Below are 25020 nucleotides of genomic sequence, written 5' to 3'. Positions count from 1 at the left end.
GGTCGTATTCGTCACGGCCGCATTGCGTCGGGCCGGCAAATGGCTATCGTCACGCTGCATGCGCGAGATTGCGAGGAGGAGACCCGCCGATGCCTGCACCCGAAAACCGCTTCAAGTCCGCACTCGGCAAGGGCAGGCCGCTCTATGGCCTGTGGGTGGCGCTCGCCTCGCCGCATGTCGCCGAGCTCTGTGCCGGCACCGGCTATGACTGGCTGCTGATCGACGGCGAACACGGCCCCAACGATATCCCGCTCCTGGCCTCGCAGGTGCAGGCGATGGCCGCCGGTCCGGCGCAGCCGATCGTCCGGCTGCCGGCCGCCGATCCGCGGCTTGTCCGCCAGGCCCTCGATTTCGGCTGCCAGACACTGATGATCCCGATGGTCGAGACGGCTGCGGTCGCGGAAGATCTCGCCCGCGCCAGCCGCTATCCGCCGCGGGGCGTGCGCGGCATCGGCGCCTCTTTGACGCGGGCGACCGGCTTCGGGGCGATTGCCGACTATGTCGACACGGCCGATGACCAGATCTGCCTGATCCTGCAGATCGAAAGCCTGGCGGCGATTGCCAGTCTTGAGGAGATCGCCAGCGTGCCCGATGTCGATGTGCTGTTCATCGGGCCGGCGGATCTGGCGGCCGACATGGGCCTCAAAAGCACACCCGGTGCCCCCGAGGTGGTCGAGGCCGCCATCGACGCGATCCGGCGGATAAAGGCACTCGGCAAGCCGGCCGGCATCATGACCGTCGATCCCGCGATGATCGCGGCGGCGGTCGATGCCGGGGTCGACATGATCGGCATCGGCAGCGATGTCGGCGCGCTGATGAAGGGCGCCCGTGACCTTCTGGCAAGCACGAAGGGTTGATGTATGGCGTGCGGCGCTTTCGCGGACGAGGCGCGGCCAACTGAAAAGGCGTCTGGCGCATGTCTCCCGAGGGGGCGCGGTAAAGAGAAGCGCAAAACAGGCCTTCAAAGCGGTTGGGCTGATCGGGAAGAGCGCGACCTTGCGTCAGGACGCCAGGCTCTCGGGCTGGCGGGCTGCAGCAGCGGTCGCCGACAGCGGTGCGTTGGCCGGTTCCCTGACCGTCATCCGGTTGCCGCGCCATTCGAACCCGTTGCCGAACCATGCGGATATCCAGAGCGCGGGCAGCGCCAGGTCGCGCAGGATCAAGGCCGCCGGCGTGCGCCAGGACAAGGGCCAGCCATAACTGGCAATCAGCACGAGTTCAGCCCCATACCAGAGGCCGGCATAACCGACCGCCGAAAGGGGGGGCCATGATCCGGTCATGGCCAGCAGAAATGCGGCGATCAGCGGCAGCGCGCCGCCGACAAACAGTTCCGGCAGGAAGAACAGCGGGAAGGAGGCGCGCCTTAGTCGCGCCCAGCGCAATTGGCGGCGCCACACGCTCAGCCATTCGCGGGCGCCGAGCGGCTGGGCGAAGGGGCGGGTGACAAGCCGGACACTGAGCCCGTCGCCGCGCACGATCTTCGTCGCCGCCGCATCTTCGGCCACCTCGTCGGCCAGTCGCGCGATCCCGCCATGGCGGTCGAGCAGCGCGCGTGGCAGCATCATCGTCTTGCCCTGGGCAAAGCCGAGGCCGATCTCGTCGGCGACCAGCTGCCAGCGGGCCTGGTAGCTGTTGAGCCAGGCGCATTCGATCTCGGCAGCAAAACCGTCCGGCGCGCTGCCGACCGGCGGTGAGCAGACCATGCCGGTACGATCTTCCTGCCATCGGGCAAACAGCTGGCGCAGATAGTCGGCGGGCATCAGCACATTGCTGTCGGCCATGACGACGAAGCCGTGGCGGGCGGCGTGCCAGCCTTTGACCAGATTGTTGAGCTTGGGATTGATGCTGACCGGATCCTGTCCGACCAGCAACTGGGCAGGCTGCTGCGGATAGCGCTCGATCAGCCGGCGCGCGACGGCCGCCGCCGGGTCCATGTCGCTCTCGACGCAGAACAGGATCTCGTATCCGCTCGGCCAATCCAGCAGAAAGGTGGAGCGCAGAGTCTGCTCCAGATGGTTTTCCAGTCCGCAGAGCGGCCTGAGAATGCTCACCGGGGGAAGGGGCATGGTCGGCTCGATCTCGGCCGTTTTTTCGGCCCGGAGCGCCCTGCGGATGGCGATCGCGATGCCGGCCAGTTGTGCGCCGCCTGCAAGGAGAAGAATGGTCGTCAGTGTGCCGATCATTTTCGAGACTCGGATTTCAGCATGATCCGGATATGACGCCAGAACCAAAACAGTTTTGTGACAAGGGCAGCAGGGCGACCTTGCGCACGCGTCCTTGCTGTCCGTCCTGCCGGCGAAAGGGTGCAAAACGGAAGGCCTCGGGTTGACTCTGCCGGCCCCTGGTTTTCAATCGCCATGGGGTCCATGGACAACAAGGGCGCCACCACAAGGAGTGCCGGCAGGGATGACGACAACAGACGTGAAACTGGAGGAGAGCTGGAAAAAGGCGCTGTCCGGCGAATTCGACAGCCCCTATATGCAGGCGCTGAAGACCTTTCTGAAGGACGAGAAGGCGCAGGGAAAACAGATCTTCCCCAGGGGGGCGGAATATTTTCGCGCACTCGATCTGACGCCGCTCGACCAGGTCAAGGTCGTCATTCTCGGTCAGGATCCCTATCACGGTCCGGGACAGGCGCATGGCCTGTGCTTTTCCGTGCGTCCGGGCGTGCGCGTGCCGCCCTCGCTGGTCAATATCTACAAGGAATTGAAGAGCGATCTTAACCTTGCACCGCCGCCGCACGGATTTCTGGAGGATTGGGCGAAACAGGGCGTCCTGCTGCTGAACAGCGTGCTGACCGTCGAACAGGCCCGTGCCGCCTCGCATCAGGGGCGCGGCTGGGAGCGGTTTACCGATGCCGTTATCCGTCACGTCAACGACGAGCGGCCGCATGTCGTCTTCATCCTCTGGGGCGCCTATGCGCAGAAGAAGGCGGCTTTCGTCGATCAAACCAAGCATCTTGTGTTGAAATCCGTCCACCCGTCGCCGCTATCAGCCCATAACGGCTTTTTCGGCAGTCGGCCGTTCTCGAAGGCCAATGCCTTTCTTAAGGCGCACGGGATGGCGCCGATCGACTGGAGCCTGCCTGCAAACGCCGACAGCGCGTGAAACGCTCTTGCCGCCGCGACCCGTCTCTGCCTGACTAGATTGACTGCTGTTTTTGACCTGATTTCCGGGAGCCCCGATGTCCTCCATCTTCAATCCACCGAGCGTGCGCAAACCCTTTGGCCAATACAATCACGGCCTGCTGGTGCCGCCGGGTGCCAGCCTGCTGGTGACCTCCGGCCAGCTCGGCATCAAGCCCGACGACACGATACCGGCCGATCTCGAAGGACAGGCCGAACTCTGTTTCCAGGCGGTCGAGGCAATCCTCACGGAGGCCGGAATGGGGTTCGAGGACGTCATCCGCATTTCCGGCTTCGTCACCCGCAGGGAAGATTTCCAAACTTACATGGCGGTGCGGGATCGTTACACGAAAGAGCCGCGGCCAGTCTCGACTTTGCTCGTCATAGGTGGCTTTACCCGCCCGGAATTTCTCGTGGAGGTGGAAGTAACGGCGGCGAAAGTCTTTTGAGGGCGTCCGTTCCTGATGGGCGACCATACTTTTTCTTGAAAAATTCCCCAGTGGTTTTAACGGGTTGCGCAGTATTTCCCCCGGGGGATGGCGAATAGTTGCCGGGCGGCTCAGGAACAAAAAATCAAGCCGGATGTTTTCTTGCCATGGTAACTGAGGAGAAAGGATCCCCGCCATGAACACGAAGCTGATTGCTATTACCGCCGTATTCGCAACTGCCCTTTCGGGTGCAGCTCTGGCCCAGGAAGGCACCGTAACCGGCGCTGCCGGCGGCGCTGTCACCGGTGCCGTCGTTGGCGGTCCCGTGGGTGCTGCCGTGGGTGGTGTGGTCGGCGCGATTGCCGGTACCGCTGTTGCCCCGCCGCCGCAGAAGGTCGTCACCTATGTTCAGGAACAGCCGGTTCCGGCGCAGCCCATCGTCGTCCAGCAGCAGGTTGCTGTCGGCCAGCCGCTGCCGCAGACCGTCGCTCTGACCCCGATCCCGCAGGATCCGACCTATTCCTACGCCGTGGTCAACAACCAGCGCGTTATCGTCGACCCGCAGACCTATGTGGTCGTCGGCGTCTACTAAGACCCGTATCAGGAGAGAAGGCCGGTCCACGGCCTTCTCCTCTCACGATTTTCTAAGGCTAAGTCCCGCGCCGGGGCCAAGCTTGCCGACCATTTGCAAATTGTCAGTTATCGCCGGGGCACATGGTCTTGGCACCACAGCGCTTAATAGTTATATTGTATAATGGCCAAGAGGCCCCGTTATCCCGCCATTCCAGCACCTTCACTGGTGCCGGATGCCAATTCGAGGTCATCAGATGCAGAGCGACAACGCCGAATTCGACGACAAGAGTAGCCGCAGCGGCTATGCCGGCTGGATGGTGATCATCCTGATCGCCGCCATCCTGGGCATCTCCGCCTATTTCATGTTCGGGACGTCCAGCGGCGTCAGCCAGGAAAAGATCGCGGTCGATCTCAAGGATGCCAAGCAGAGCGTCAAAACCGACAGCCCGCCCGCGCAGAATTAAGACCGAGCTCGCCGCTGCCGGGTTCCGCGAGATTACTTCGCGCGGAGCGAACCCTTTTCCTGTGAGAGAAACCAGGCATAGGTTTGCCTGATCCCGTCTTCCAGTTGAATCGTTGCCTGCCAGCCCAGCCGGGTGAGCCGGCTCACATCCATCAGCTTGCGCGGCGTGCCGTCCGGCTTTGAGGGGTCGAAGGCGAGCGTGCCGCCGAAACCCACGACCGCTGCCACGGTCTCCGCCAGTTCGCGGATGGTAACATCGGTACCGCAACCGACATTGATATGGCTGAGCATCGGCGCGGTCTCGCGCTCGTAGGTGGCTTTTTCGAGATCCATGACGAAGAGCGAGGCGGCCGCCATGTCGTCGACATGCAGGAATTCGCGCCGCGGCGTGCCCGTGCCCCAGATCATAACCTCGTCGCGGCCCTCCAGCTTCGCCTCGTGCAGGCGTCGGATCAGCGCCGGGAGCACATGGGAATTCTGCGGGTGGAAATTGTCGCCGGGGCCATAGAGATTGGTCGGCATGACCGATCGATAATCCGTGCCATATTGCCGGTTATAGCTCTCGCACAGCTTGATGCCGGCGATCTTGGCAATGGCATAGGGTTCGTTGGTCGGCTCCAGCGTTCCCGTCAGCAGAGCATCCTCGCGCATCGGCTGTTCCGCCCGTTGCGGGTAGATGCAGGAGGAGCCGAGTTGCAGAAGCCGCTCGACGCCGGCCGCATAGGCCTGATGGATCACATTGGCTTCGATCATCAGGTTTTCATAGATGAAATCGGCCGGATAGATATTGTTGGCCAGAATGCCGCCGACCTTGGCGGCGGCCAGGATCACGGCATCGGGCTTTTCCTGCTGAAAGAATTCCCGGACCGCCGACTGCTCGCGCAGATCGAGTTGCGCCGAGGTGCGGGTTACGAGTTCGTCGGTGCCGCGGGCCTCCAGTGCCTTGACGATCGCCCCGCCGACCATGCCGCGATGTCCGGCCACGAAGATTTTCATATGTCTTTTCCTTACCCGAAAGGATAGTGCCTAGGGCCTTGCCAGCGAAAGGGGGAGCCTGCGTCTGTCCCGATTGCGCTTTCCTCAACCCCTGTCGTTCGGTCAGTTTTCTGCGCTGACCGGCACCTGAAGTCCGTGGGCCTTCAACAGAGCATGGCGCTTGGCGGTCTTCAGATCGTCCGAAACCATCTCTGCGCACATGTCCTGAACGGTGATCTTCGGTACCCAGCCGAGTTTCTCCCTGGCCTTGCCCGGATCGCCGAGCAAGGTGTCGACTTCCGCGGGGCGGAAATAGCGCGGATCGATCCGCAGCACCACGTCGCCCGGCGCGACGAAAGGCGCATGTTCGCCCTCGACCGCCGTTACCGTGGCGATTTCGTCGACGCCCCTGCCGGAAAATTCGAGCGTGATGCCGAGATGGGCGGCGGACCAGGTGATGAACTCGCGCACGGAATATTGTACCCCCGTGGCAATGACGAAATCTTCGGCGGCGTCCTGCTGCAGCATCATCCACTGCATCCGGACATAGTCCTTGGCATGGCCCCAGTCGCGCAGGCTGTCGATATTGCCCATATAGAGGCAGGTCTCGAGACCCATCGCGATATTGGCAAGGCCACGGGTGATCTTGCGGGTGACGAAAGTCTCGCCGCGGCGCGGGCTCTCGTGGTTGAAGAGAATGCCGTTGCAGGCATACATGCCATAGGCTTCGCGGTAGTTCACCGTGATCCAGTAGGCATAGAGCTTGGCGGCCGCATAGGGCGAGCGCGGATAGAAGGGTGTCGTCTCGCGCTGCGGCACTTCCTGCACCTGGCCATAGAGCTCTGAGGTCGAGGCCTGGTAGAAGCGCGTCCTCTTTTCCAGCCCGAGAAAGCGGATCGCCTCCAGCAGGCGCAGCGTGCCGATGCCATCGACATCGGCGGTATATTCCGGCGCCTCGAAGGAGACGGCGACATGGCTCTGCGCCCCGAGATTGTAGATCTCGTCCGGTTCGACCTCGGAGATGATCCGGTTCAGGTTGGAGGTGTCCGAAAGATCGCCATAATGCAGCTTCAGCTGCGCCCGGTTCGTATGCGGATCTTCGTAAATATGATCGATGCGCTGCGTATTGAAGAGAGAGGCCCGGCGCTTGATGCCATGGACTTCATAGCCCTTTTCCAGCAGAAATTCGGCAAGATACGAGCCGTCCTGGCCCGTAACACCGGTGATCAGGGCTTTCTTCATCTGAAATCCTTTAGAGTATTGTTTATTTCTAAATTCGTATAAATATAGTTTCTGTGGAGTATTACTTGCAGACCGCGCGCGCTTGTACAAGCCCAAAGCTTGCAAGGGAATTGTGTTCCTGCCGTTTATATGAACGGGCGGAACAACAACTGGAAAATAAAGGGGGCGGCGGGACCGGGTGAGGGGCTTGCGCCCGTCAGAACCGCGTCATCTCGGCCCTGACCCTCTCCATGAACGCGGCCCTCGTCTCAGGCGTGCAGTTGTTCATGTCGTAATGGGCAAGATATCGGACCGGCGCGCCGAGCTTCACCTGGCCGCGGATGACGCGGTTGATGGTCTTTTTCGGCGGATTGCCGACGAGAAAGGCCCGCCAGCGGGTGCCGCCATAGCTGACGACGGCGGCGACCTTGGTGATGTGGCGCAGCGTCGGAGTCAGCTTGCCGTCCTTCAGGTCGAAGGATACGCCCGGCAGCCAGACGCGATCGAAATAGCCCTTCAGCATGGCGGGAAAGCCGAAGTTCCAGACCGGCGAAACAATGACAAGCGCTTGCGCCGCCCTGAGGCGTTCGACATGGGTTTCCACCGGCGCGGTATTGGCCGGATAGTCGTGATAGGTCCGCCGGTCATGCGCCGACATCACGGGGTCGAAGCCCTCGGCATAGAGGTCGCAGGCATCGACCTGGTGGCCTGCCTGTTCCAGGCTTTCGCAGACGAGCCGGAACAGGGCCTTGTTGAAACTCTCCTCGACGGGATGGGCATGGATCACGAGAACGCGCATGGGACGAAAATCTCCAAACGTCGCCGACAGCGCAGTTCCTGCCTGTCGGACGGCGGGTTGAAATTTTCCGCGACGTTTTCCCTGCAGGCAGGGGTACCTTCGGATCTTTATGTGTGCCGGCGCGCCATGCCTAAGGCTCGACGCGCATGGCGGTTGAAGCCTCAGTCCTGGCCGAGAGCCTGCAGGCCCGGAAACAGATAGTTCCTGCCGGACTTGAAGTCGAAGTCGGGATTGTCCCAGGCGATCATCTTGCCGGGATTGAGAAGCCCCTTCGGGTCGGTCTCCTTCTTGAAGGCGAGCTGCACCTGGTCGGTCTGCTTCATGCCCCCTTCCTCCAGCGTATAGCGATGCGGGTTGAAGATCGGGCAGCCGTTTTCCTCGTGCAGGCGGATGATCTCCTCCAGCCGCTCCTTCGTCGTATAGCGCACCAGCGGCAGGCCGGAGCACTGGATGCGGCCGTCGAACTTGATGAATTCGAGATGGCCGATCACCTCGTCCGCAAACATCCTCGTCATCTTCTCGACCTTGGCGACATGGTCGGGGCCGGGATACTGCACCTGCAGATAGGTGATGTTGCTGTCGAGCTTCAGAGCCCGCAGCGTCGTGTGGTTCCAGCCGAGCTCATAGGCATGCGGAATCCCCTTCATGCTCTCGACCGTATCGGACCGGAAGCGGATATCGCCCTTCATCTGCTCGGTGTAGGCGAGGAACGGGGCCATCGAATGTGGCGCCACCATCAGCACGACGACCGATTGACCTTCCTTCAGCCAGGGCTTGTGCCGGGTGAAATAGTCGAAGGGGATGGGGGCCGCGATCGGCGCGACTTCCTTCAGCAGGATGCCGTTCTTGTGCGTCAGCGCATCGGCGAAACGCACGGCATCCATGAAGTCGTCATAGCCGACGATCACGTCGACCCAGTCATAGGCGGGTGCCAGCGGCATTTCCACTTCGGTGATGATGCCGTTGGTGCCATAGGCATGGGAGACCTTCTGCAGGTCCCAGGTCGACAGGTCGAGCACCCGCGGCTCGGCCTCCATGGTGACGACCCGCAGCCTCAGGATATTGCCGAGGTCGCGCAGGCCGCCCCAGGTGATCGAGCCGACCCCGCCCGAACCGCCGGCAATGAAGCCGCCGATCGAGGCCGTCTGCGCGGTCGAGGGATGGAAACGCACCTCCTGGCCGGAATGCGCCTTTGTCTGCCGGTCGAGTTCGGCGATGATGATGCCCGGTTCGCAGATGACGCGCCCCGGATGGATTTCCCTCACCCTGTTCATGTTGATCAGGTTGAGCACGATGCCGCCCGACAGCGGCATGGCCTGGCCGTAGTTGCCGGTGCCGCCGCCGCGCGGGGTCACCGGCACGCCGTGGGCAAAGGCGACCTTCAGCGTGCGGATCACCTCTTCTTCCGACTTCGGCGAGACGACCAGATCGGCCGTCACGTGGTCGAGCTGCTCCTTCAGGATCGGCGAATACCAGTAGAAGTCGCGGCTCTTCTGCTTGACGAGGGCCGGGTGGTCCTCGACATCGATGCCGGCAAGCTCTTCCTTGATCAGCGCGTAATCGGGCATGGTTCAGTCTCTCATGATCGGGTCGAGTTCGCGATAGTCCGGCAGGCTGCGGTCGATGCCCATGCCATTCCGCATGACGATGCGGTCGGCCTGCGGACGGGAGAGGAATTCGCTCCAGTTGCGAGCGGAGAAAAGTACAAGATCGGCCGGCGATCCGACCTTGATGCGGCCGATGTCAGGACGCTTCAGGATGTCTGCCGGTGTCGTGGTGACGATCCGCGCGGCAGTGTCGAGCGGGTGGTCGAGATGGAGGATCCGGACCGCCTCGCGAAACACCTCGACGCAATCGAGATCGCCATAGGCATAGAAGGGATCGCGGGTGTTGTCGGAGGAAACCGCGGTGGCTACGCCGGCGGCGGCCAGTTCCTTGAACAGGGTGACGCCGCGGGAGCGCGGCGTGCGATCTCCTGGCTGGCGGTCCTGCAGGTAGAGATTGCACATCGGCAGCGAGACGACGGAAAGTCCGGCCTCGGCCACCCTGTCGATCACCCGGGTGGCAAAGTCGTCGTCCTGACGGGCGAGCGAGCAGCAATGACCGACGGTGACGGCACCGTCGAAGCCGTTGCGCAACTTGGCCTCGGCCACGGCCAACAGTGCGTGGACGCCCGGATCCTGCGTCTCGTCGACATGCAGGTCGATGTCGAGGCCGTTTTCTGCGGCCGCCTTGAAGAGGATGTCGAGTCGCTGGTCGAGATCGGGCCACATCTGCGGCACGCCGCCGAGCAGGCCGCCGTGGCGGGCAACGGTTGCGACCAGATCGGCGAAATAGCCATCGTCGTCGATGCGGTCGAGGGGAAAGAGGGCGACCGCCTGCAATTCGACCCGTCCCGCCCATGCCTCGCGCTTCTCGGCAAAGACCTCGAAAGAGATGGCGTGTTGCGGGGCGACGCTGTCGAGATGGGTGCGCAGCAGTTTCGTGCCATGCGCGTAAGCCGATTTCAGCGAGAATTCCATGCGGGCGGCGAGGTCGTCCGCTGACCACCTGGCCTGCCTGTCCTCGCCGACAGCTGCCAGCGCGCCTGGAAAATCACCGGTCGGATTGGGCTTGCGCGGCCAGATATGGCCCTTGTCGATATGGGTGTGCATGTCGACGAAGCAGGGCCAGACCATGCCCTGATCGATATCGGCCATGGCGAGGTCTGCGGGAGCCGAACCGGCCGGCAGGATCGCTTCGATCCGGCCTGACGCAATCACGATGTCGGCGCTGACCAGCCCCTCGCGGGCAGAAGTGTCGAAACCTTCGACGCAGACGGCGGGCAGCGTGGCATTGCGCAGCGCATAGCGGTCGGTCCGGGGTAGGGTGATCGAAAAGGGCGCCATCAGTTCTCCCGCTTCAGGCTGCTTTCGTGCCAGCGGTGCAGCGCCAGCCACGAGATGAAGGAGGTAATGGCGAAGATCACCACGCCGAGGCAGGAGAGCAGGAAGAGGGCTGCAAAGAGCCGCGGGATGTTGAGCCTGTACTGGCTTTCCAGCAGGCGGAAGGCAAGACCGGAACCTGCGCCGGCCGAACCGGCGGCAAATTCGGCGACCACGGCGGCAATCAGCGCCAGTCCGCCGCCGATCCTCAGCCCCGTCATGAAATAGGGGAGCGAAGCCGGCAGCTTCAGATAGAGCAGCGTCTGCCAGCGCGAGGCGCCGTAGAGGTCGAAGAGGTTGAGCAGATTGTGATCGACGCTCTTCAACCCCTGTACCATGTTCGACAGGATCGGGAAGAAGGCGACGAGGAAGGCACAGATCAGCAGCGCCACCTGCGTCGACGGCGCGTAGATCAGGATCAGCGGCGCGATCGCCACCACCGGCGTCACCTGCAATATGACGGTGATCGGCGCAAACGCCATCTCGATCCAGCGCGACTGGACGAGGAAGATGGCGATCGCCACGCCGCCGATCAGCGCCAGTGCCAGCGAGGCCATGGTGATCTTGGTGGTGACCCAGAGGGCAGGGGCAAGCGTGCCCCAGTCCTTGTAGAGTGAGCCTGCGACCGCGAGCGGGCTCGGCAGGATATAGGGCGGGACGCCGCTGATGATCACGCCGACATGCCAGATCAGGATCAGCGCCGCCACGACGCCCATCGGGATGACGATCGGCAGCAGCTTTTGACCGCGGTTCGATGCATGCGGCATTTGCGGGGCGGGGCGGCGAGATGTGTCGGCCATCAGTGCTCCTCCGATCCGATCGCTTCGAGCAGCGCGTTGGACACCGTCTCGCAGGCCTGGCGATAGTCCTCGGACGTGCGGTAATGTGCGTCGCGCGACAGGCTGGTGACCAGCGGCATATCCGCATGCACGCGGCCGGGCCGCGCCTTCATCACCACGATGCGGTTCGACAGATAGGCGCTTTCATAGACCGAATGGGTGACGAAGATCACCGTGATGCCGGTCTCGTGCCAGAGCCTCAGCACATCGTCGTTGAGCTTCTGCCGGGTGATCTCGTCCAGCGCTGCGAAGGGCTCGTCCATCAACAGCAGCTTGGGCTTGGTTACCAGCGCCCGGGCGATGGAGACGCGCATTTTCATGCCGCCCGACAGTTCGCGCGGATAGGCGTCGGCGAAATCCTGCAGGCCGACGGTCGCAAGGGTTGCCAGGATGTCGGAGCGCGCGGCCGATTTGGAGATGCCGCGCAGTTTCAGCGGCAGATGGACATTGCCGAACACCGTCTGCCAGGGCATCAGCGTCGGTTCCTGGAAGACGAAGGAGATGTCGCCTTCCGGCAGGCCCCTGGCATTGATCCGGCTTGCCGGCCAGTCGATCGCGCCCGAGCTCGCATCGCCAAGCCCGGCGATGATCCTGAGTGCCGTCGACTTGCCGCAGCCCGAGGGACCGAGAAGGCTGACGAATTCGCCAGCATTGACGGTCAGCGACATGTCGGACAGCGCAAGGGTGCCGCTGGAAAACTGCTTGGAGACATTCTCCATCACCACCAGCGGGCGGCGGGGTCTGGCCGAGGGGGAGGAAGGTGTCGCCATGCCTACTGTTTCTTCATGCCTTGCAGGGCCGGAAACGATGCCGATTGGATGTCGGGCGCCATCCATGCCTTATTTCTTCAGGTCCATGCCGACCTTCTTGCAGACGAACTGCGTCGTATAGGCTTTCTTGTAGTCGAGATCGGCCGGCTCGACGCCAATCTGCACCATTTCGTCGAAGAAGGTCTTGTAGCGCGCATCGGTCATGCATCCGATACCCTTGTCCTCGGCATCGCCTGATACAACGATGCCGTATTCCTTCAACTTGGCGATCGTGTATGCGATCTGACCATCCGTCATCTCCGGATTGTCCTTCTTGATCAGCGCGTTCGCCTTGGTGTTGTCGCCGTAGAGATAGTTGTACCAGCCCTCGATCGAGGCATCGACGAAGCGCTGGACGACATCCGGCTTCTCGTCGATCGTCTTCTGCATCGCGGTGATTTCGGTCGAATAGGGGCTGTAGCCGTTGTCGGCGAGCAGGAAGACCTTCGGCGCCCAGCCGGCCTGCTTCTCGATCTCGTAGGGCTCGGAGGTCAGGTAGCCCTGCTGCGCCGATTTCGGATCGGCGATGAAGGGGGCGGGATTGAAGGTATAGGGCTTGTACTGCTCGTCCTTGAAGCCTTCGTAATTCTTTTTCATCCACTCGAAATAGGTGGTGTAGCCTTCATTGCCCATGAAGATGGTGTCGGCCTTGGCGAGATCCGCGAAGCTGTCGATGCCCTGATCGGGATGGGCCATCAGCACCTGCGGATCCTTCTGGAAGATCGAGGCGACGCCGACCATCGGAATGCCCGACTTGACGCCATCCATGTCACCCAGCTGGCCGCCCATGTAGAAATCGACCTTGCCGGCGATCAGCAATGCCCGGTTGGCGGCGTTCGGCCCGCCCTGCACGATGGTGACCTTCAGGCCGTATTTCTCGTAGGTGCCGTCGGCGACCGCCTGGTAGAAGCCGCCATGCTCGGCCTGGGCCAGCCAGTTGGTGCCGTAGGAAACATCGTCCAGCGCATAGGCCGGTGCCGCTGCCGCGAAGGTCGCGGTAATCGCGGCCGCAGCCATCAGGGTCGTCATGGAAAAGGTTTTGGTCATGGCTGGCAAATCCCCTGTTAAACCGCAGGCATCGTGGGAGCCTTCAATCGTCAGGGGTATTTGAGCGGTTGCCATGCGCGTTGAAAAGCATCAAAATTCGCGCGCATTGATGCCTTTGCGGCATCAGCTACTCAGCTGTTGCGTAATTAAGCGATGTGATCAAAACTTGGGCAGAAGAGTCCGCCATGCTGCATTCCCGCAAACTACAATATATCGATGAAATCGCTCGCTGTGGTTCGATCCGCAAGGCGGCCGCACGCCTCAACGTGGCCTCTTCCGCGGTCAACCGGCAGATCCTGGCGCTGGAGGAGGAGTTCGGTGCGCCGATCTTCGAGCGCTTGCCGCGCGGCCTGAGGCTGACGGCCGCCGGCGAGCTCTGTGTCGAACATATTCGCGAGGTGCTGAAGGATTTCGAGCGGCTGGAAAGCCGGATCCGCGCGCTGAAGATGCCGCAGGCCGGCAAGGTCTCGATCGTCGCGACCGTCGGTCTGGCGGCCGGTCCCCTGCCGGAGATCATCGCCCGCTTCATCGAGGCGCATCCGCGAGTGCGCCTGCATCTGAGAAATGATGCGGGCTCGACCACCGTAAACCCGGTGCTGACCGGCGAGGTGGATATCGGCCTCGGCTTCAACATTCCGGCAACCCCCGGCATCCGAACGCTTGCCAATTTCGACATCCCGATCGGTGCCGTGCTGCCCCCGGGCCATCCGCTGGCCGCGGAGGAGGGGCCGATCGATCTCGTCGACCTGGTGCAGGAGCGTCTGGTGCTGGCCCAGCCGGGCACCAGCCTGCGCAATGTCATCAACCTGATGCTGTCGCCGGTGCCGCTACCGGTCGAGCCGGTGCTGGAGAGCAATTCGTCCGAACTCTTGAAACAGCTCGTCCGCTCCGGCACGGGCCTCAGCCTGCTCAACCCGCTCGACGTGATTGCCGAGTGCCGCCGCGGCGAGCTGGTCTTCCGGCCGCTGGCCGATGCGCATGTGCGACACCAGCCGATGAAGCTCTTCGCACGATCACGGGCAACCCTTGATGCCGCCACCAGCCTGTTCGTCGAATATCTGCTGCAGGAGATCCTGCTGCTGGTGCGCGAACTGCAGGACAAGGGGCATGTGCCGGCGCCGGAGCGCGGCGCATCGGCCCTTGCGGTTCCGCCCGATGCCGATCAGGGCTTGTAGAGGTTTGCCAGCGGATAGTCGCGCAGGTCGCGCAACAGCTCGATGAAGCCGGCGACCTGATGCTCGCAGATCGCCTTGCCCTTCTCGGCCGTGCCCTTGGAGGCATCGCCGACGACGCCGTTCGGATTGAGATCGTGCGCGATCCAGGCCAGCGAATGCGGCGGCAGCGGCGTCAGGTATTTCGAGTTCGCCTGCATGTCCTCGGCCCTCGAGACGAAGTTCTGGGCCTTGTCCATCCGCACCAGGTCGGGGCGGAAGGCGAGCATCAGCGAGGTCTCGACCTCGCCGCCATGGATGCCGTATTTGCGCTCGTGCTCGGAAATCATGCCGTCCGGATTGCCGAACCGGCCCCACTGGGTCGAGACGACGGCCATCTGGCAACGGACTCTGAGCTCGCGCGCGACAATGCTCATGATGTCGACATTGCCGCCGTGGGAATTGACGATGACGAGCTTGCGCACCCCGGCCTCGGCCACCTTGGCGCCGATCGCGGTCCAGGCGGGGATCAGGATCTCCGGGCCGAACGAGAGCGTGCCGGGACCGAAGACATGTTCGTTGGCCTTTCCGATCTCCTGCGTCGGCAGCACCAGGAAGTCGAGGTCGTCAGGCCGCTGGCGCTTCAGTTCGGCCAGCATGCCCTGCGCAATCGCCACGTCGGTGGCAACAGGCAGATGCGGCCCGTGCTGCTCGGTCGAGGCGATCGGCAGGATGGCAACGGTGGTGTCCGGCGAGAGTGCGGCAAAATCGCCGGTATTCAGCTCGTTCCAGTAGAAGGGCTTGGCGGCCATATCCGGTGTGCTCCCGTTCTGTGATCTCCCGGCATAGGCAATACGGTGAGGTGCGAAAAGCATCAATTTGCGGTCGGCCCGCTGCCAAAAAGGGGGCATGGGCTTCCGGCGGTCCATCATCGTCCGGCCGCGCGCGCGCGGTAATCCGGCGTAACGCGATCCTTGCCAATCCATGGCCGATTGTGTCACTCCAATGGCCATGAAACAGCTGCTTTCGCGCCTTCTCAAATCCGATGTCCCGCCCCCTTCAGACAGGGCGCGTCCGCGCCTGACGCGTGACCCGGCGGACTATGCCGCGGTCTATGCGATCGGGGACGTGCATGGCTGTTTTCAGGCCCTGCGCGCCCTTGAACAGCGCATTGTCGAGGATGCGGCCGCGCCGCCCGGCGCCAAGCTGATCGTCATGCTTGGCGACTATGTCGACCGGGGACCGCAGTCGCGCCAGGTGCTGGACCATGTGACGGGCCCGCCGCCGGAAGGGTTCGAACGGCTGATCCTTGCCGGGAATCACGAAGAAGTGTTTCTCGATTTCCTCGCCGATCCGCAGGCCCATATGCGCTGGCTCGATCTCGGCGGGGTCCAGACCCTGCTGTCCTATGGTATCGACGTCGAGCCCGTGCTGGTGCGCGGCGGCATCAAGGAACTGGGCGACCTGGCACGGGATGCCGTGCCCGAGCGCCATGTGGAGGCCTTGTTGTCAGCGGCGGTCAGCGTCACGCTCGGCGATATCGTCTTCGTGCATGCCGGCGTGCGGCCGGGCGTTGCCATGGACGAGCAGACCGACGAGGACATGATGTGGATTCGCCAGCCGTTCCTGACCACCGGACCGGAGCTGCCGATCGTCGTGGTGCACGGCCATACCCCCAACCCGCAGCCGAGCCGGGCGCCGGGGCGGCTGGGCATAGACACCGGCTGCTATGCCACCGGCGTGTTGACCGCGGTGCGGATCATTGGCGGCGAGATCGAGATCTTCTGACGGCGAAGGCTGCACGTCGTCCATCCAGCCATTCGGGCCCCGAAGAGGCTATGGCGCATCCGGCCGCAGGTCCGGATCGAGGCCGGCGGCAAACAGGCCGTCGCGCCGATCGCGCGGGATCAACCGCAGGCTTGCGCGAATGAAGGGTTTCAGCGATGTCCCGCTGTCGGCCAGCGTCGCGGCGATCTGCTTGGCGCTGGCATAGGTGAGCAGGGTCAGGAGGTCGGCCTCCACCGCATCCTGTGCTGCGGCGAGCGAGGCAGCGCTTGCCTTGCGCCAGACGACGAAGCGGGGGACCAGCACAGCATATTCGGCCGGCGCATATTCGATCGACCGCTGCATCAGCCAGGCCAGTTCGTCGGGGTTTTCGGCGATCGCAAGACGGATCATCGCAAGGCGTGCCCACAGGTCACCATCAGTCGGCGTGCAGCCGATTGCATGTACCACATAGGCATCGCCATCCGTCATGGCCGCGGCCCAGGCCTCGTAGCGGTGAAACGAATTCTGTCGGTCGAGATTGGCAAGCATGACGGTCAGCCCGGCGCGCAGGATGTCGGCCCGGCATTCGTCGTCCTCGATGAGGGCCATTGCCTGACGCTCGGCGCTGGCCAGGGCTGTAGCGCTGATATCGGCGCCGGCAGACAGGCTTCGGGCGGTCGAGATCAACTGGCTGTGGCGGGCGGAGCGGGCGAGCTCATCGATACCAAGCCAGAGCGCCGCCGCTGCCGCCAGCAGGGTGGCGCCGACCAGCCAGCGCGGCCGCGCCGACGGGCCATGCGCCTTACGCCTCCTGGTAATAGGAGGCGTAGCGCGAGGAGTAATATTCGTTCGATCCATAGGCACGGTAAAGCTTCATCTTGTCCTCATCGACCTTGTTGAGGATCGCGCCGGCGCATTTGCCGTAGATCGTCTCATCCAGATGCAGGGCGCTCTTGGCCGCCTTGCGCGAGGTGCGGCCCCATTCGACGACATAGAGGAAGCTGTCGAGCTTGGGGGCGATTGCGCGTGCGTCGACGACCGGCAGCAGCGGCGGCAGATCGAGGATGACGTAATCGAAAAGGGCGCGGGCGTTCTGCAGGATGCCGTTCATCGCCGGAGAGGCCAGGAGTTCGGACGAATGCAGCACCCGGCGGGTGACCACGGCCGGCAGGAAGGCCAGTTTGGTCTTCGGGTCCATCAGGGCAAGATCGCGCACGCTGCGGCCGTCGAGCAGGGCCTCGAGCAGGCCTTCCTCGGCATGTCGCCCGAGTGCCCTTGTCGCGCCGGGATTGCGCAGATCCGCGTCGATCAACAGCACGCGCGCGCCCTGCATGGCCAGCAGCGAGGCGAAGTTGACGGCGATCGTCGACTTGCCCTCCGACGGCAGCGAGGAGACGATGCCGACCAGCTTGCAGCCGGTGGTCCGGCTCGACAGGTCGACGCCGATCTTGGCGCTGCGCAGGGTCTCGGCAAACATCGACATCGGGTGGTCGATGGCATAGCTGGAAATGCTGTCGCTCTTGTGGATCTGCTGGGTATGGTCGCGGTCATCGCTCTGCTCGATCCGCTTGCGGCTGGTGACGATCGGCGCCATGCCGAGGAACTCGACGCCAAGCGTCTGGCGCACCTGCTCGTTTGTGCGGAAATAGCGGTCGCGGAATTCACGGAAGGCGGCGCCGGCACTGCCGACCAGACCGCCGAGCAGGACGGACAGGACCAGCACCAGCGGCTTGCTCGGTGCGCTCGGGCGCGACGGCGCCGACGCCTTGCCGATCACCCGGGCATCGGTAATCGGGAAGGACTGCTGCTGGGTCGCCTCCTGATAGCGCTGCAGGAAGGTCTGGTAGAGGTTCTTGTAGGTGTCGGCGGTGCGCTCCAGTTCGCGCATCTGCACCTGGGTTTCCGAAGCGGTCACGGTGACGCCCTGGGCTGCCGCGACGCTGGTGTCCAGCGCCTGCTCGCGCGATTCCGCCACCTTGACGTCGCTCTGGTAGCTTTCGGCAATGCGTCCGAGTTCCTCGAACATCAGCCGCTCGTATTCCTTCATCTCGCGGCGAAGACGCACGGCCTGAATATGGTTGGAGCCGAGTCGGCCGGAAATGTCGGCTTCCAGCTTCGAGGCTTCCAGATATTTGCGCCTGAGGTCGTTGGAGATCGAACTCTGCAGCACGTCGTCGACGATCGCATCGGTGCGGTGGCTGTCGATGATCGACTTGATCCGCTCATAACGCGCCTTGGCCTTGGCGGTGTCGGCACGCGCCAGGATCAGCTGACTGTTGAGCTCGGACAATTGCTGGTCGGACATCAGCTGGCCGCCGGCGGCCACCAGGCCGTTGTCGGCGCGGAACCGCTGGACCGCGAGGTCGGATTCCAACGCCTTTTCCTTCAACTCGTCGATGCGTTCCAGCAGCCAGTCGCTGGCCCTGCGGGTGGCGTCGTATTTCGAGTTGAGCTTGTCGAGCAGATAGGTGCTGGCGATGGTGTTGGCGATGCGGGCGGACAGGGCGGGATCCGGCGAGGTGTAGTCGATCCGCAGCACATAGCTGCGATCGACGCGGTCGACCGCCATATTGCTCTGCAGCGTCTCGATCGCGGCCAGGCGATCGCGCTCGGCCTTGTCCGCATCCGACAGGTCGGGCGTGCTGGAAAACCAGTCGGCGGCATTCACGAATGTGCGGACAAAGCCCTTCACCATGGCAAGCGGGCTTGCCGGCTGATGGGTGAATTCCGGCGCCTCGGTCAGCTTCAGCTTGTCGACCACGGCGCCGGCGATCGTCTCCGAACGCATGATCTGCACCTGGCTCAACACCGAGGCCTCGTCATCGGCCAGCGACCCGATCGCCGACAGCTGGTTGACGATATCGCTCTTGCTGCGGTCGATCAGCACGGCGGTGGAGGCGGTGAAATACGGCACCGCCGTCAGCAGGTAGATCAGGCCGAGGACAATCGCGACGAGGACGCAGAGCATCACCAGCCGCCACTGGCGCCGCACCACGGCAAGGACCCGCTCGACATCGATCGCCAAGGCTCCGTCGTCGTCGGGCATATCATGCCCGACGTCGGAACCCACCTTATCTGGAGAGAGCACGTCCTAACCTCGCAAATGTCGACGCAATACTGGTATCTGAGACGTCGCGATCAGTTCGTCGGGCTGATGATGAACCGCGTTCCGCCGCCGCCGCCGGCGGAATAGCTGCCGCCACCGCCGGTGGAGAAGCCGCCGCCGCTCTGGCCGATGGAGGAGCTGCCGCCGACACCACCCGAACCGCCGCCGCCGGTACCGCCGGCTCCAGCCCCGCCAATGGCGCCGCCACCACCGCCGCCACCACCGATCGCTCCACCGCCGTCACCACCACCAAGGGCAGCCGTCTGGACTTCGTTGGAGGCCGACAGGAAGGCGGCCGTCACTTCGGGCGCGTTGAGTTCGGCGATCTTCTGCTGGATCAGCGCCGCATATTCCGGCTGCGTCGGAGCGCAGGCCCGTGCCGCGCGGGCAAGGCCCGAGCCGATTGCCGATTTCTGCGCGCTGTTGGCTCCGCCGACCTGGGCGATGATCGCATCGAGCGACTGCGAACTCGACCCCGCAAGGGCGCGGACCCGTGTCGACAGTGCAAGTCCGCCGGCCGGGTTCTGGCTCAGAAGATCTGCCGGATTGGCCAGGAAGGATTCAATGTTCTCGTCGCTGAGCCTGGCAGGTGTCTGGAAGCAGGCGGCCGCGCCCTGCGCATTAGCTGAATTTAAATCAGCGTTGCTAAATGTATAGGCAAGCGCGAGGCCCAAGCTGTATTGAATAATAGTTATATGCAAAGTCATGTCAGCGACCTTTCGTGCGGCCTTTAAAATAAAAGTAACCCTATTATACTTGGCCGGAATTTGCAACGCGGCATTGCACCTGGGCTCTATAGCGGAAAATGCCGCGTTGTTATTCCGTTACGCTAATGTGTCAGGTCTTCCGCTCCGTCGCGGACAGTCAGCGCATCGCTGGTGACACCCGAGGCTGTCGAGGTGACCGAGTTGACGATGCTCAGGAATTTGACCAGTTCGATCGACTTGGCGTTCGAGACGTAGATCAGGTCCTTGTCCTGCATGGCAAACTGCTTGACCGCGAAGAAGGTGCCGGGGTCGCGCAGATTGGCCCGGAAGATGACCGGGATCTCGTCGCCCGCGAGTCCCGAGGTGTCGATTGCCAGCTTGTCGAGCGTGTGGCGGTCGACCATGCGGTAGAGCACCACCTCCGCCGGATCGCCCCGATCGTCGAGCACGCCGCCGACCTTGGCCAGCGCTTCGGCCAGCGTCAGGTTGGATTCCTCGAAATCGAAGCGGCCATTGGTGCCGGCTGCGCCGAAGGCAAGATAGGTGCGCCGCTCGCGATCGATATTCACGATGTCCCCCGGAGCGACATAGATGTTCTCGGCCGGGGTCTTGACCAGCTTGTCATAGGGAACGGTGGCCGTGCGGCCGCGCCGCTGCAGCGTCACCGTCGTCTCGATGCTCGGCGAGGAAATGCCGCCGGCCGTCGAGATCACGTCGAGTACCCGCTCGCCGGCCGCCGTCACGCTGACCTTTTGCGGCGCATTGACGTCGCCGAGCACCGCAACCTGGCTCGACCGGCTGTCGGTGACCGTGATCACCACCTGGGGCTCGATGGCGCGGTTGGCCAGAAGATCCTCGATCTGCTGTTCCACGGCTTCCTTGGATCGCCCGCCGGCACGGACATTGCCGGCATAGGGCACGCTGATCATGCCCGAGCTGTCGATCTGCTGCGAGGGCAGGGTGATATAGTTGCCGGGACGGCTGCCGGCTTCGGCCGGAATGAACAGGCCGCCCGCCTGTGCTTCGAAGATCGACACCTGAACCGTGTCGCCGATCCCGAGCGGAATGGCCGGGGCCGCGCCGCGCCCGCCGCCGAAGCCGCCGCTCAGCGACGAGGAGATCTCCGACTTGAAATAGGGGAGAATGCTCTTGCTGATGTCGATCAGCACATAATCGATCCCGGTCTTCTTCTGGTCGTTCGAGACGGTGATCGAAGCCTGCTTGACGATTGCGTCCGAGGAGGGGCCGGATGTCGGCAAAGATGTGCAACTGCTTAAGGTGGCGACGGCAGCAAGTGTGATAAACTTCTTGTCGAGCAACATTCAGGAGCCTATTATTTTAAAGTAATATATCGCAAATTTTTGCATATTTATATTGAGTGAGACAATGTTTAAGGCAGATTATTTGTTTTGCAGTGCATCCGTTAATGTTTTTGTGTTGCCGCATTGCAACTAAAAACAGATTAATTCGTTGATTACTCAAAAAGAACTAATGTATAATTAGATTTTTGTATTTTAAGTTTGTGCTTAAAATGAAAATTCTAAATCATTGATGGCTGTTTCAGCGAGAATTAACTGTCTGCGGCTCATCGCCTCGTCTCGCGACTTGATAGAGGCGGGCGAACGCCGGCTGCAGATGCTGTGCGGTGGTGAGACAGGTCTGGATGAAGCGGACTTTTATCCGCGCCGATTGCGCATCAGGCTGAGGGCGCAGAGTGGTGCGAGGAGGGCCGCCAGATAGCCGGCCATGCCCGGAAGCTGCACCGAGAAGTCGACCGCGGAATGGACCAGGACCAGCGCGAGCACGGCAAAGCCGAGAGCTGCGTAGTGGCGTGCCGAGCGGCGCTGGCGCCATCCGATGAAGAAGGTGGCCGCCAGGCGGTAGAACCCATAGCCGGCAGCCAGCGCAAAGCTCAGGCCGAAGCCCATCAATCCCTCGAGATAGACATTGTGGCCACGCTGGAATATCCCGTCGATCCCGCAGGCTCCGTCGCGAAAGGCGGGGAAGGCCTGGGCGAAGGTGCCGAACCCGTATCCGGCAAGCAACTGTGCGGCAAAGGCCCTGACCTCCAGCGGGTAGATGCAGAAGCGCTGGTCTCCAAGCCCCTGTATCTCCGCCCTCAACTGGACCCGGCCGGAGATGGACCACATAATCAAGACTGTCGCCAGGATCGCGATCGTCATGCCGGCGAGCCGCATCCGGCGTCCGGTTGCCCGGCTGAACCTGTAGCGACCCAGATGCCAGGCGCCGGTGAGCAGGGGGACCAGGGCCAGCGCCGCCACGGCACTCGCAGCTATGCCGCCGCGCGATCTCGTCAGCATCAGGCCGGTGAGGCAGAGGAGCGCCAGCAGCCCGCCTAGAACGAGCCTGCGCCGGCACCGGTCATGCTGGCGCTTCGGCACCATCCCCTGTGCCAGCCCGCCATCGCGGGCGTCGCGCCAGGCCAGTGTCGCAAGCGCCAAGGCGGTGACCCCGAGAAAAGTGGCGGCGGAATTGCGGTTGACGAAGCTTGCGGTGAAGTCGCCGATATAATGCACCTTGTCGGTGAGCATCAGTCGGTCCGGATAGACGAGGAAGCCGATCAGGGTCACGACCGCCAGTCCTCCGGCGCCGATCACAATGCCGCGCAACAGCCGTTCGGCATCGGCGTCGGTGCGCGACAGGGCAAGGCCGGAGACAAAGATCAGGAAGGGATAGGCGATCTGCAGCAGGGCGCTGCGTGTTTCGGCCGGCGCCACCGAGAGGTGGGACCCGCCAATGGCCGTCAGCCTGTCGGCTTCGTCCCAGGCCGGGTTGCTGACGCCGATGGCGGAAAGGTCGATGGTCTGGAGCAGCGCAAGGGCTGCCAGGAAACCGGCAATGGCGAAGGCTGCCGCGGCAAGAGGCCGGCTCGTCGCCGGGATGCCGTAAAGGCAAACCGTGACTGCGCCAAGGATTGCGGAGCATATGGTCAGCAGTGCCTGGACTTCCAGCCGCGCGGCACCGAAGGCCATGAGGCCGAACAGCACGGTCACGGTGAACAGCCCGATGATGGCCCGCTCCGCCGGAATGTGCAGCGCCGGGCCGGCGGCCAAGCCCGTCTGTGTCCTCACGCGTGTCCCCCTGGCGGCTCGGTCGGATGCGCTCCCTGGTTGCGCAGCGCCATTCTATCCGGGCAAATGGCGGGGATTGCAAGCCTTCGCTCTTCACGGTCCTGCAGGCCGGGACCGCAGCGCGGACCGGCACAACTGGCCCGTTTTGACCCAAAAAGATGCAGATCGATAAAATTGGAGATATCCGTTTAAGTGTCTCGCAAATGGATATGCGTAGGGTTCTTCACACGGAGACGTAGTGGCCTGCCGATAACCAGACACGCACTGCTCCCGTCCCAGGCGCAAAGCCGGGCATAGTCAGCGACAGGCGCCGCAAACGGCGTGACCGCAAACGCGAACGGGGAATGCTCATGTGGAAGAAGATGCTCATCGCGGCCGTCTCGGCGGTGGCAGGACTGGCTTTTGCATTTTCTGCGGAAGCGGCAGGACCGGGTGGTCTCGCCCGCAATCTCGCCAGCGCGCCGGGCGTCAGCTTCATCAGGGTTGACCGGCCGACACTTGCGCCCTTTGCCTATGTGAAATTCTGCATGACCTATCCGGGTGAATGCAACAGCCGCGGCGGCACCTCTCTGGTCCATCTCAACCGCGCCAAGCGTGGTCAGCTGTTTGCCGTCAACCGGCGCATCAACCAGCAGATCCGGCCGGTTCACGATGCCGCAGGGCTCGGTGGCGATGTCTGGCAGGTCAATGTCACCTCCGGCGACTGCGAGGAATTCGCGCTTGCCAAGCGCCAGCGGCTGATCGCGCTCGGCTGGCCGTCGAGCGCTCTCAGGATTGCCGTTGCGCGGACCTATTCGGGCGAGGGCCATGCCGTGCTGGTGGTCAAGACCAGCGCCGGCGACCTGGTGCTCGACAACCGCACCACGCTCGTCAAGCCCTGGCAGACCGTTGCGCTGCACTGGGAGAAGATCCAGTCCTCGGACAATCCGCGCCTCTGGTACACGATGTAATTCGAAACGATACCGCCGGTCCTTGCGGCAATGCCCATGCCCGGCGGCCCGACGGCCTGAAAGATTTGCGGACGAGCGCTGTTCGTCCCCCCGCTCTGCCTCCTGTCCGCCATGATCCTCCAAAGGGACTGGCGGACTTTTTTCATTGGATGGTTTCGACCGGCCTCGGCTTGCCCCATTCGGAAATGGCGATGCCGCCGATCACCAGGACCAGGGCCAGAAAGTGGAATGGCTCCAGCCGCTCGCCGTTCAGCAGCACCGAAAGGCCGGTGCCGAAGACCGGAACCAGGTTGATGAACAGCCCGGCCCGGTTGGCGCCGATGCCTTCGACACCCTTGATGTAGAGGATCTGCGAGACCAGCGAGGGGAAGATCGCCGTATAGAGAATGACCCCGATGCCGATATGGTCGGGCCAGATCGCCTTCGCCTGGGCGATCTCGTAGAGAAGCGGGGGCACCGCGGCGATGGCCGCCCCCAGTGAGGCCGCCGCCATCATGCTCTTCCAGTGGATGGCCGGCTTCCAGCGCAGGCCAACCGTGTAGAGGGCATAGGCCAGCACCGCCACCAGCAGCAGCGCGTCGCCGTAATTGAGGTTGAGCTGGGCGAGGGTCGCAAGGTCGCCGTGGCTTGCCGTCAAAACCACGCCGAAAAAGCTGATGGCGAAGCCTGCGATCTGGACGGCGGTCACGGGCACGCGGAACAACACGAAGTTCAGCACGAAGATCAGCACCGGAATGCCGCCCTGTTCGATCGCGCCGTTGACGCCGGTGGTGTATTGCAGGGCGGAATAGAGGAAGCCGTTGAAGGCGGTATAGCCGACGGCACCGAGACCGAGAAGGATATGGAGGTTTCGGCGAATCAGTGGCCAGTCGCGGCGCAATTGCGGCCCCGCGATCGCCGAGATGATCGCCAGCGCCAGGATCCATCGCGACAGCGTCAGCACCATCGGGCTGACATGGCCGACGGCCATCTTGCCGAAGGCTGCATTGCCACCCCAAAGCAGGGTTGTCACGATGAGGAACAGGTAGGATCTGCCGGACACTT

Annotated in this window: 24 protein-coding genes; 8 read left to right on the top strand and 16 right to left on the bottom strand. The window is 63.1% G+C overall.

What is annotated here, in order from left to right:
* The first annotated feature begins 89 nt into the window (after positions 1 to 89).
* Positions 90 to 857: an HpcH/HpaI aldolase family protein gene (locus J2Z17_RS00860; protein WP_209941341.1), complete on the top strand. Its 768-nt coding sequence runs from the start codon at positions 90 to 92 to the stop codon at positions 855 to 857.
* A gap of 144 nt (positions 858 to 1001) precedes the next feature.
* On the opposite strand, the gene J2Z17_RS00855 is transcribed toward J2Z17_RS00860, so the two are convergent.
* Entirely contained in the window at positions 1002 to 2183 is a 1182-nt protein-coding gene (locus J2Z17_RS00855) for a glycosyltransferase (RefSeq protein WP_209941340.1), read from the bottom strand.
* Positions 2184 to 2406: 223 nt separating this feature from the next.
* On the opposite strand from J2Z17_RS00855, the gene ung reads away from it, so the two are divergent.
* From ung to J2Z17_RS00835, 4 genes are all read left to right on the top strand, one after another.
* Complete coding sequence (ung, locus tag J2Z17_RS00850; protein ID WP_209941338.1) at positions 2407 to 3108, top strand: uracil-DNA glycosylase; 702 nt, start codon at positions 2407 to 2409, stop codon at positions 3106 to 3108.
* 76 nt (positions 3109 to 3184) lie between these two features.
* Positions 3185 to 3574: a RidA family protein gene (locus tag J2Z17_RS00845; protein WP_209941336.1), complete on the top strand. Its 390-nt coding sequence runs from the start codon at positions 3185 to 3187 to the stop codon at positions 3572 to 3574.
* Positions 3575 to 3749: 175 nt separating this feature from the next.
* A complete protein-coding gene (locus J2Z17_RS00840) occupies positions 3750 to 4145 on the top strand; it encodes a DUF1236 domain-containing protein (protein WP_209941334.1) in 396 nt (131 codons plus the stop codon).
* Between the two features lie 235 nt (positions 4146 to 4380).
* Positions 4381 to 4590 (top strand): hypothetical protein, encoded by a 210-nt coding sequence (locus J2Z17_RS00835; protein ID WP_209941333.1) that lies wholly within the window; start codon positions 4381 to 4383, stop codon positions 4588 to 4590.
* Positions 4591 to 4622: 32 nt separating this feature from the next.
* On the opposite strand, the gene fcl is transcribed toward J2Z17_RS00835, so the two are convergent.
* The 8 genes from fcl to J2Z17_RS00795 all read right to left on the bottom strand — a co-directional run bounded on the left by fcl (position 4623) and on the right by J2Z17_RS00795 (position 13203).
* On the bottom strand, positions 4623 to 5585 hold the full coding sequence (gene fcl, locus J2Z17_RS00830; protein ID WP_209941332.1) for a GDP-L-fucose synthase: 963 nt from the start codon (positions 5583 to 5585) through the stop codon (positions 4623 to 4625).
* A gap of 102 nt (positions 5586 to 5687) precedes the next feature.
* Positions 5688 to 6806: a GDP-mannose 4,6-dehydratase gene (gene gmd, locus J2Z17_RS00825; protein ID WP_209941331.1), complete on the bottom strand. Its 1119-nt coding sequence runs from the start codon at positions 6804 to 6806 to the stop codon at positions 5688 to 5690.
* Between the two features lie 196 nt (positions 6807 to 7002).
* Positions 7003 to 7584 carry an NAD(P)H-dependent oxidoreductase gene (locus J2Z17_RS00820; protein WP_209941330.1) on the bottom strand — a complete coding sequence of 194 codons (582 nt, stop codon included), beginning with the start codon at positions 7582 to 7584 and terminating at the stop codon, positions 7003 to 7005.
* 161 nt (positions 7585 to 7745) lie between these two features.
* Entirely contained in the window at positions 7746 to 9152 is a 1407-nt protein-coding gene (locus J2Z17_RS00815) for an FAD-binding oxidoreductase (protein WP_209941329.1), read from the bottom strand.
* Positions 9153 to 9155: 3 nt separating this feature from the next.
* A complete protein-coding gene (locus J2Z17_RS00810; protein WP_209941328.1) occupies positions 9156 to 10472 on the bottom strand; it encodes a cytosine deaminase in 1317 nt (438 codons plus the stop codon).
* Positions 10472 to 11275, bottom strand: coding sequence for an ABC transporter permease (locus tag J2Z17_RS00805; protein WP_245223824.1), 804 nt, complete (start codon positions 11273 to 11275; stop codon positions 10472 to 10474). Before J2Z17_RS00805 ends, J2Z17_RS00810 begins: the two co-directional genes overlap by 1 nt.
* 32 nt (positions 11276 to 11307) lie before the next feature.
* On the bottom strand, positions 11308 to 12117 hold the full coding sequence (locus tag J2Z17_RS00800) for an ABC transporter ATP-binding protein (protein ID WP_209941325.1): 810 nt from the start codon (positions 12115 to 12117) through the stop codon (positions 11308 to 11310).
* Between the two features lie 69 nt (positions 12118 to 12186).
* Entirely contained in the window at positions 12187 to 13203 is a 1017-nt protein-coding gene (locus J2Z17_RS00795) for an ABC transporter substrate-binding protein (RefSeq protein ID WP_209941323.1), read from the bottom strand.
* A 185-nt stretch (positions 13204 to 13388) separates the two neighbouring features.
* Here J2Z17_RS00795 and J2Z17_RS00790 point away from each other — a divergent pair, with 185 nt between their 5' ends.
* Positions 13389 to 14378 carry a LysR family transcriptional regulator gene (locus J2Z17_RS00790; RefSeq protein WP_209941322.1) on the top strand — a complete coding sequence of 330 codons (990 nt, stop codon included), beginning with the start codon at positions 13389 to 13391 and terminating at the stop codon, positions 14376 to 14378.
* On the opposite strand, the gene J2Z17_RS00785 is transcribed toward J2Z17_RS00790, so the two are convergent.
* A complete protein-coding gene (locus J2Z17_RS00785; RefSeq protein ID WP_377299947.1) occupies positions 14366 to 15232 on the bottom strand; it encodes a creatininase family protein in 867 nt (288 codons plus the stop codon). The two genes, J2Z17_RS00790 and J2Z17_RS00785, sit on opposite strands and share 13 nt — an antisense overlap.
* 127 nt (positions 15233 to 15359) lie before the next feature.
* On the opposite strand from J2Z17_RS00785, the gene J2Z17_RS00780 reads away from it, so the two are divergent.
* Positions 15360 to 16142: a metallophosphoesterase family protein gene (locus J2Z17_RS00780; protein WP_245223786.1), complete on the top strand. Its 783-nt coding sequence runs from the start codon at positions 15360 to 15362 to the stop codon at positions 16140 to 16142.
* Positions 16143 to 16190: 48 nt separating this feature from the next.
* On the opposite strand, the gene J2Z17_RS00775 is transcribed toward J2Z17_RS00780, so the two are convergent.
* The 5 genes from J2Z17_RS00775 to J2Z17_RS00755 all read right to left on the bottom strand — a co-directional run bounded on the left by J2Z17_RS00775 (position 16191) and on the right by J2Z17_RS00755 (position 23026).
* Entirely contained in the window at positions 16191 to 16979 is a 789-nt protein-coding gene (locus tag J2Z17_RS00775; protein ID WP_209941318.1) for a hypothetical protein, read from the bottom strand.
* Positions 16924 to 19209 (bottom strand): Wzz/FepE/Etk N-terminal domain-containing protein, encoded by a 2286-nt coding sequence (locus J2Z17_RS00770; RefSeq protein WP_377299912.1) that lies wholly within the window; start codon positions 19207 to 19209, stop codon positions 16924 to 16926. The genes J2Z17_RS00775 and J2Z17_RS00770 overlap by 56 nt, the downstream gene beginning before the upstream one ends.
* A 50-nt stretch (positions 19210 to 19259) precedes the next feature.
* Positions 19260 to 19934, bottom strand: a complete 675-nt coding sequence (locus tag J2Z17_RS00765; protein WP_209941316.1) for a hypothetical protein — start codon at positions 19932 to 19934, stop codon at positions 19260 to 19262.
* Between the two features lie 122 nt (positions 19935 to 20056).
* Positions 20057 to 21193 (bottom strand): polysaccharide biosynthesis/export family protein, encoded by a 1137-nt coding sequence (locus J2Z17_RS00760; protein ID WP_465261888.1) that lies wholly within the window; start codon positions 21191 to 21193, stop codon positions 20057 to 20059.
* Between the two features lie 417 nt (positions 21194 to 21610).
* Positions 21611 to 23026 (bottom strand): O-antigen ligase family protein, encoded by a 1416-nt coding sequence (locus J2Z17_RS00755; RefSeq protein ID WP_209941312.1) that lies wholly within the window; start codon positions 23024 to 23026, stop codon positions 21611 to 21613.
* A gap of 350 nt (positions 23027 to 23376) precedes the next feature.
* Between J2Z17_RS00755 and J2Z17_RS00750 the strand changes: the two genes are divergently transcribed.
* Positions 23377 to 23976 carry a transglutaminase-like cysteine peptidase gene (locus tag J2Z17_RS00750; protein ID WP_209941310.1) on the top strand — a complete coding sequence of 200 codons (600 nt, stop codon included), beginning with the start codon at positions 23377 to 23379 and terminating at the stop codon, positions 23974 to 23976.
* A 142-nt stretch (positions 23977 to 24118) separates the two neighbouring features.
* Here J2Z17_RS00750 and J2Z17_RS00745 read toward each other — a convergent pair whose 3' ends face one another.
* Positions 24119 to 25018, bottom strand: coding sequence for a DMT family transporter (locus J2Z17_RS00745; protein ID WP_209941308.1), 900 nt, complete (start codon positions 25016 to 25018; stop codon positions 24119 to 24121).
* Positions 25019 to 25020 lie beyond the last annotated feature (2 nt).

This window comes from Heterorhizobium halophytocola, assembly GCF_017873095.1.
GTDB classification, from domain to species: domain Bacteria; phylum Pseudomonadota; class Alphaproteobacteria; order Rhizobiales; family Rhizobiaceae; genus Allorhizobium; species Allorhizobium halophytocola.
Note: the sequence above shows the minus strand (reverse complement) of the source record. Positions and strands in the feature narration are given on the sequence as shown.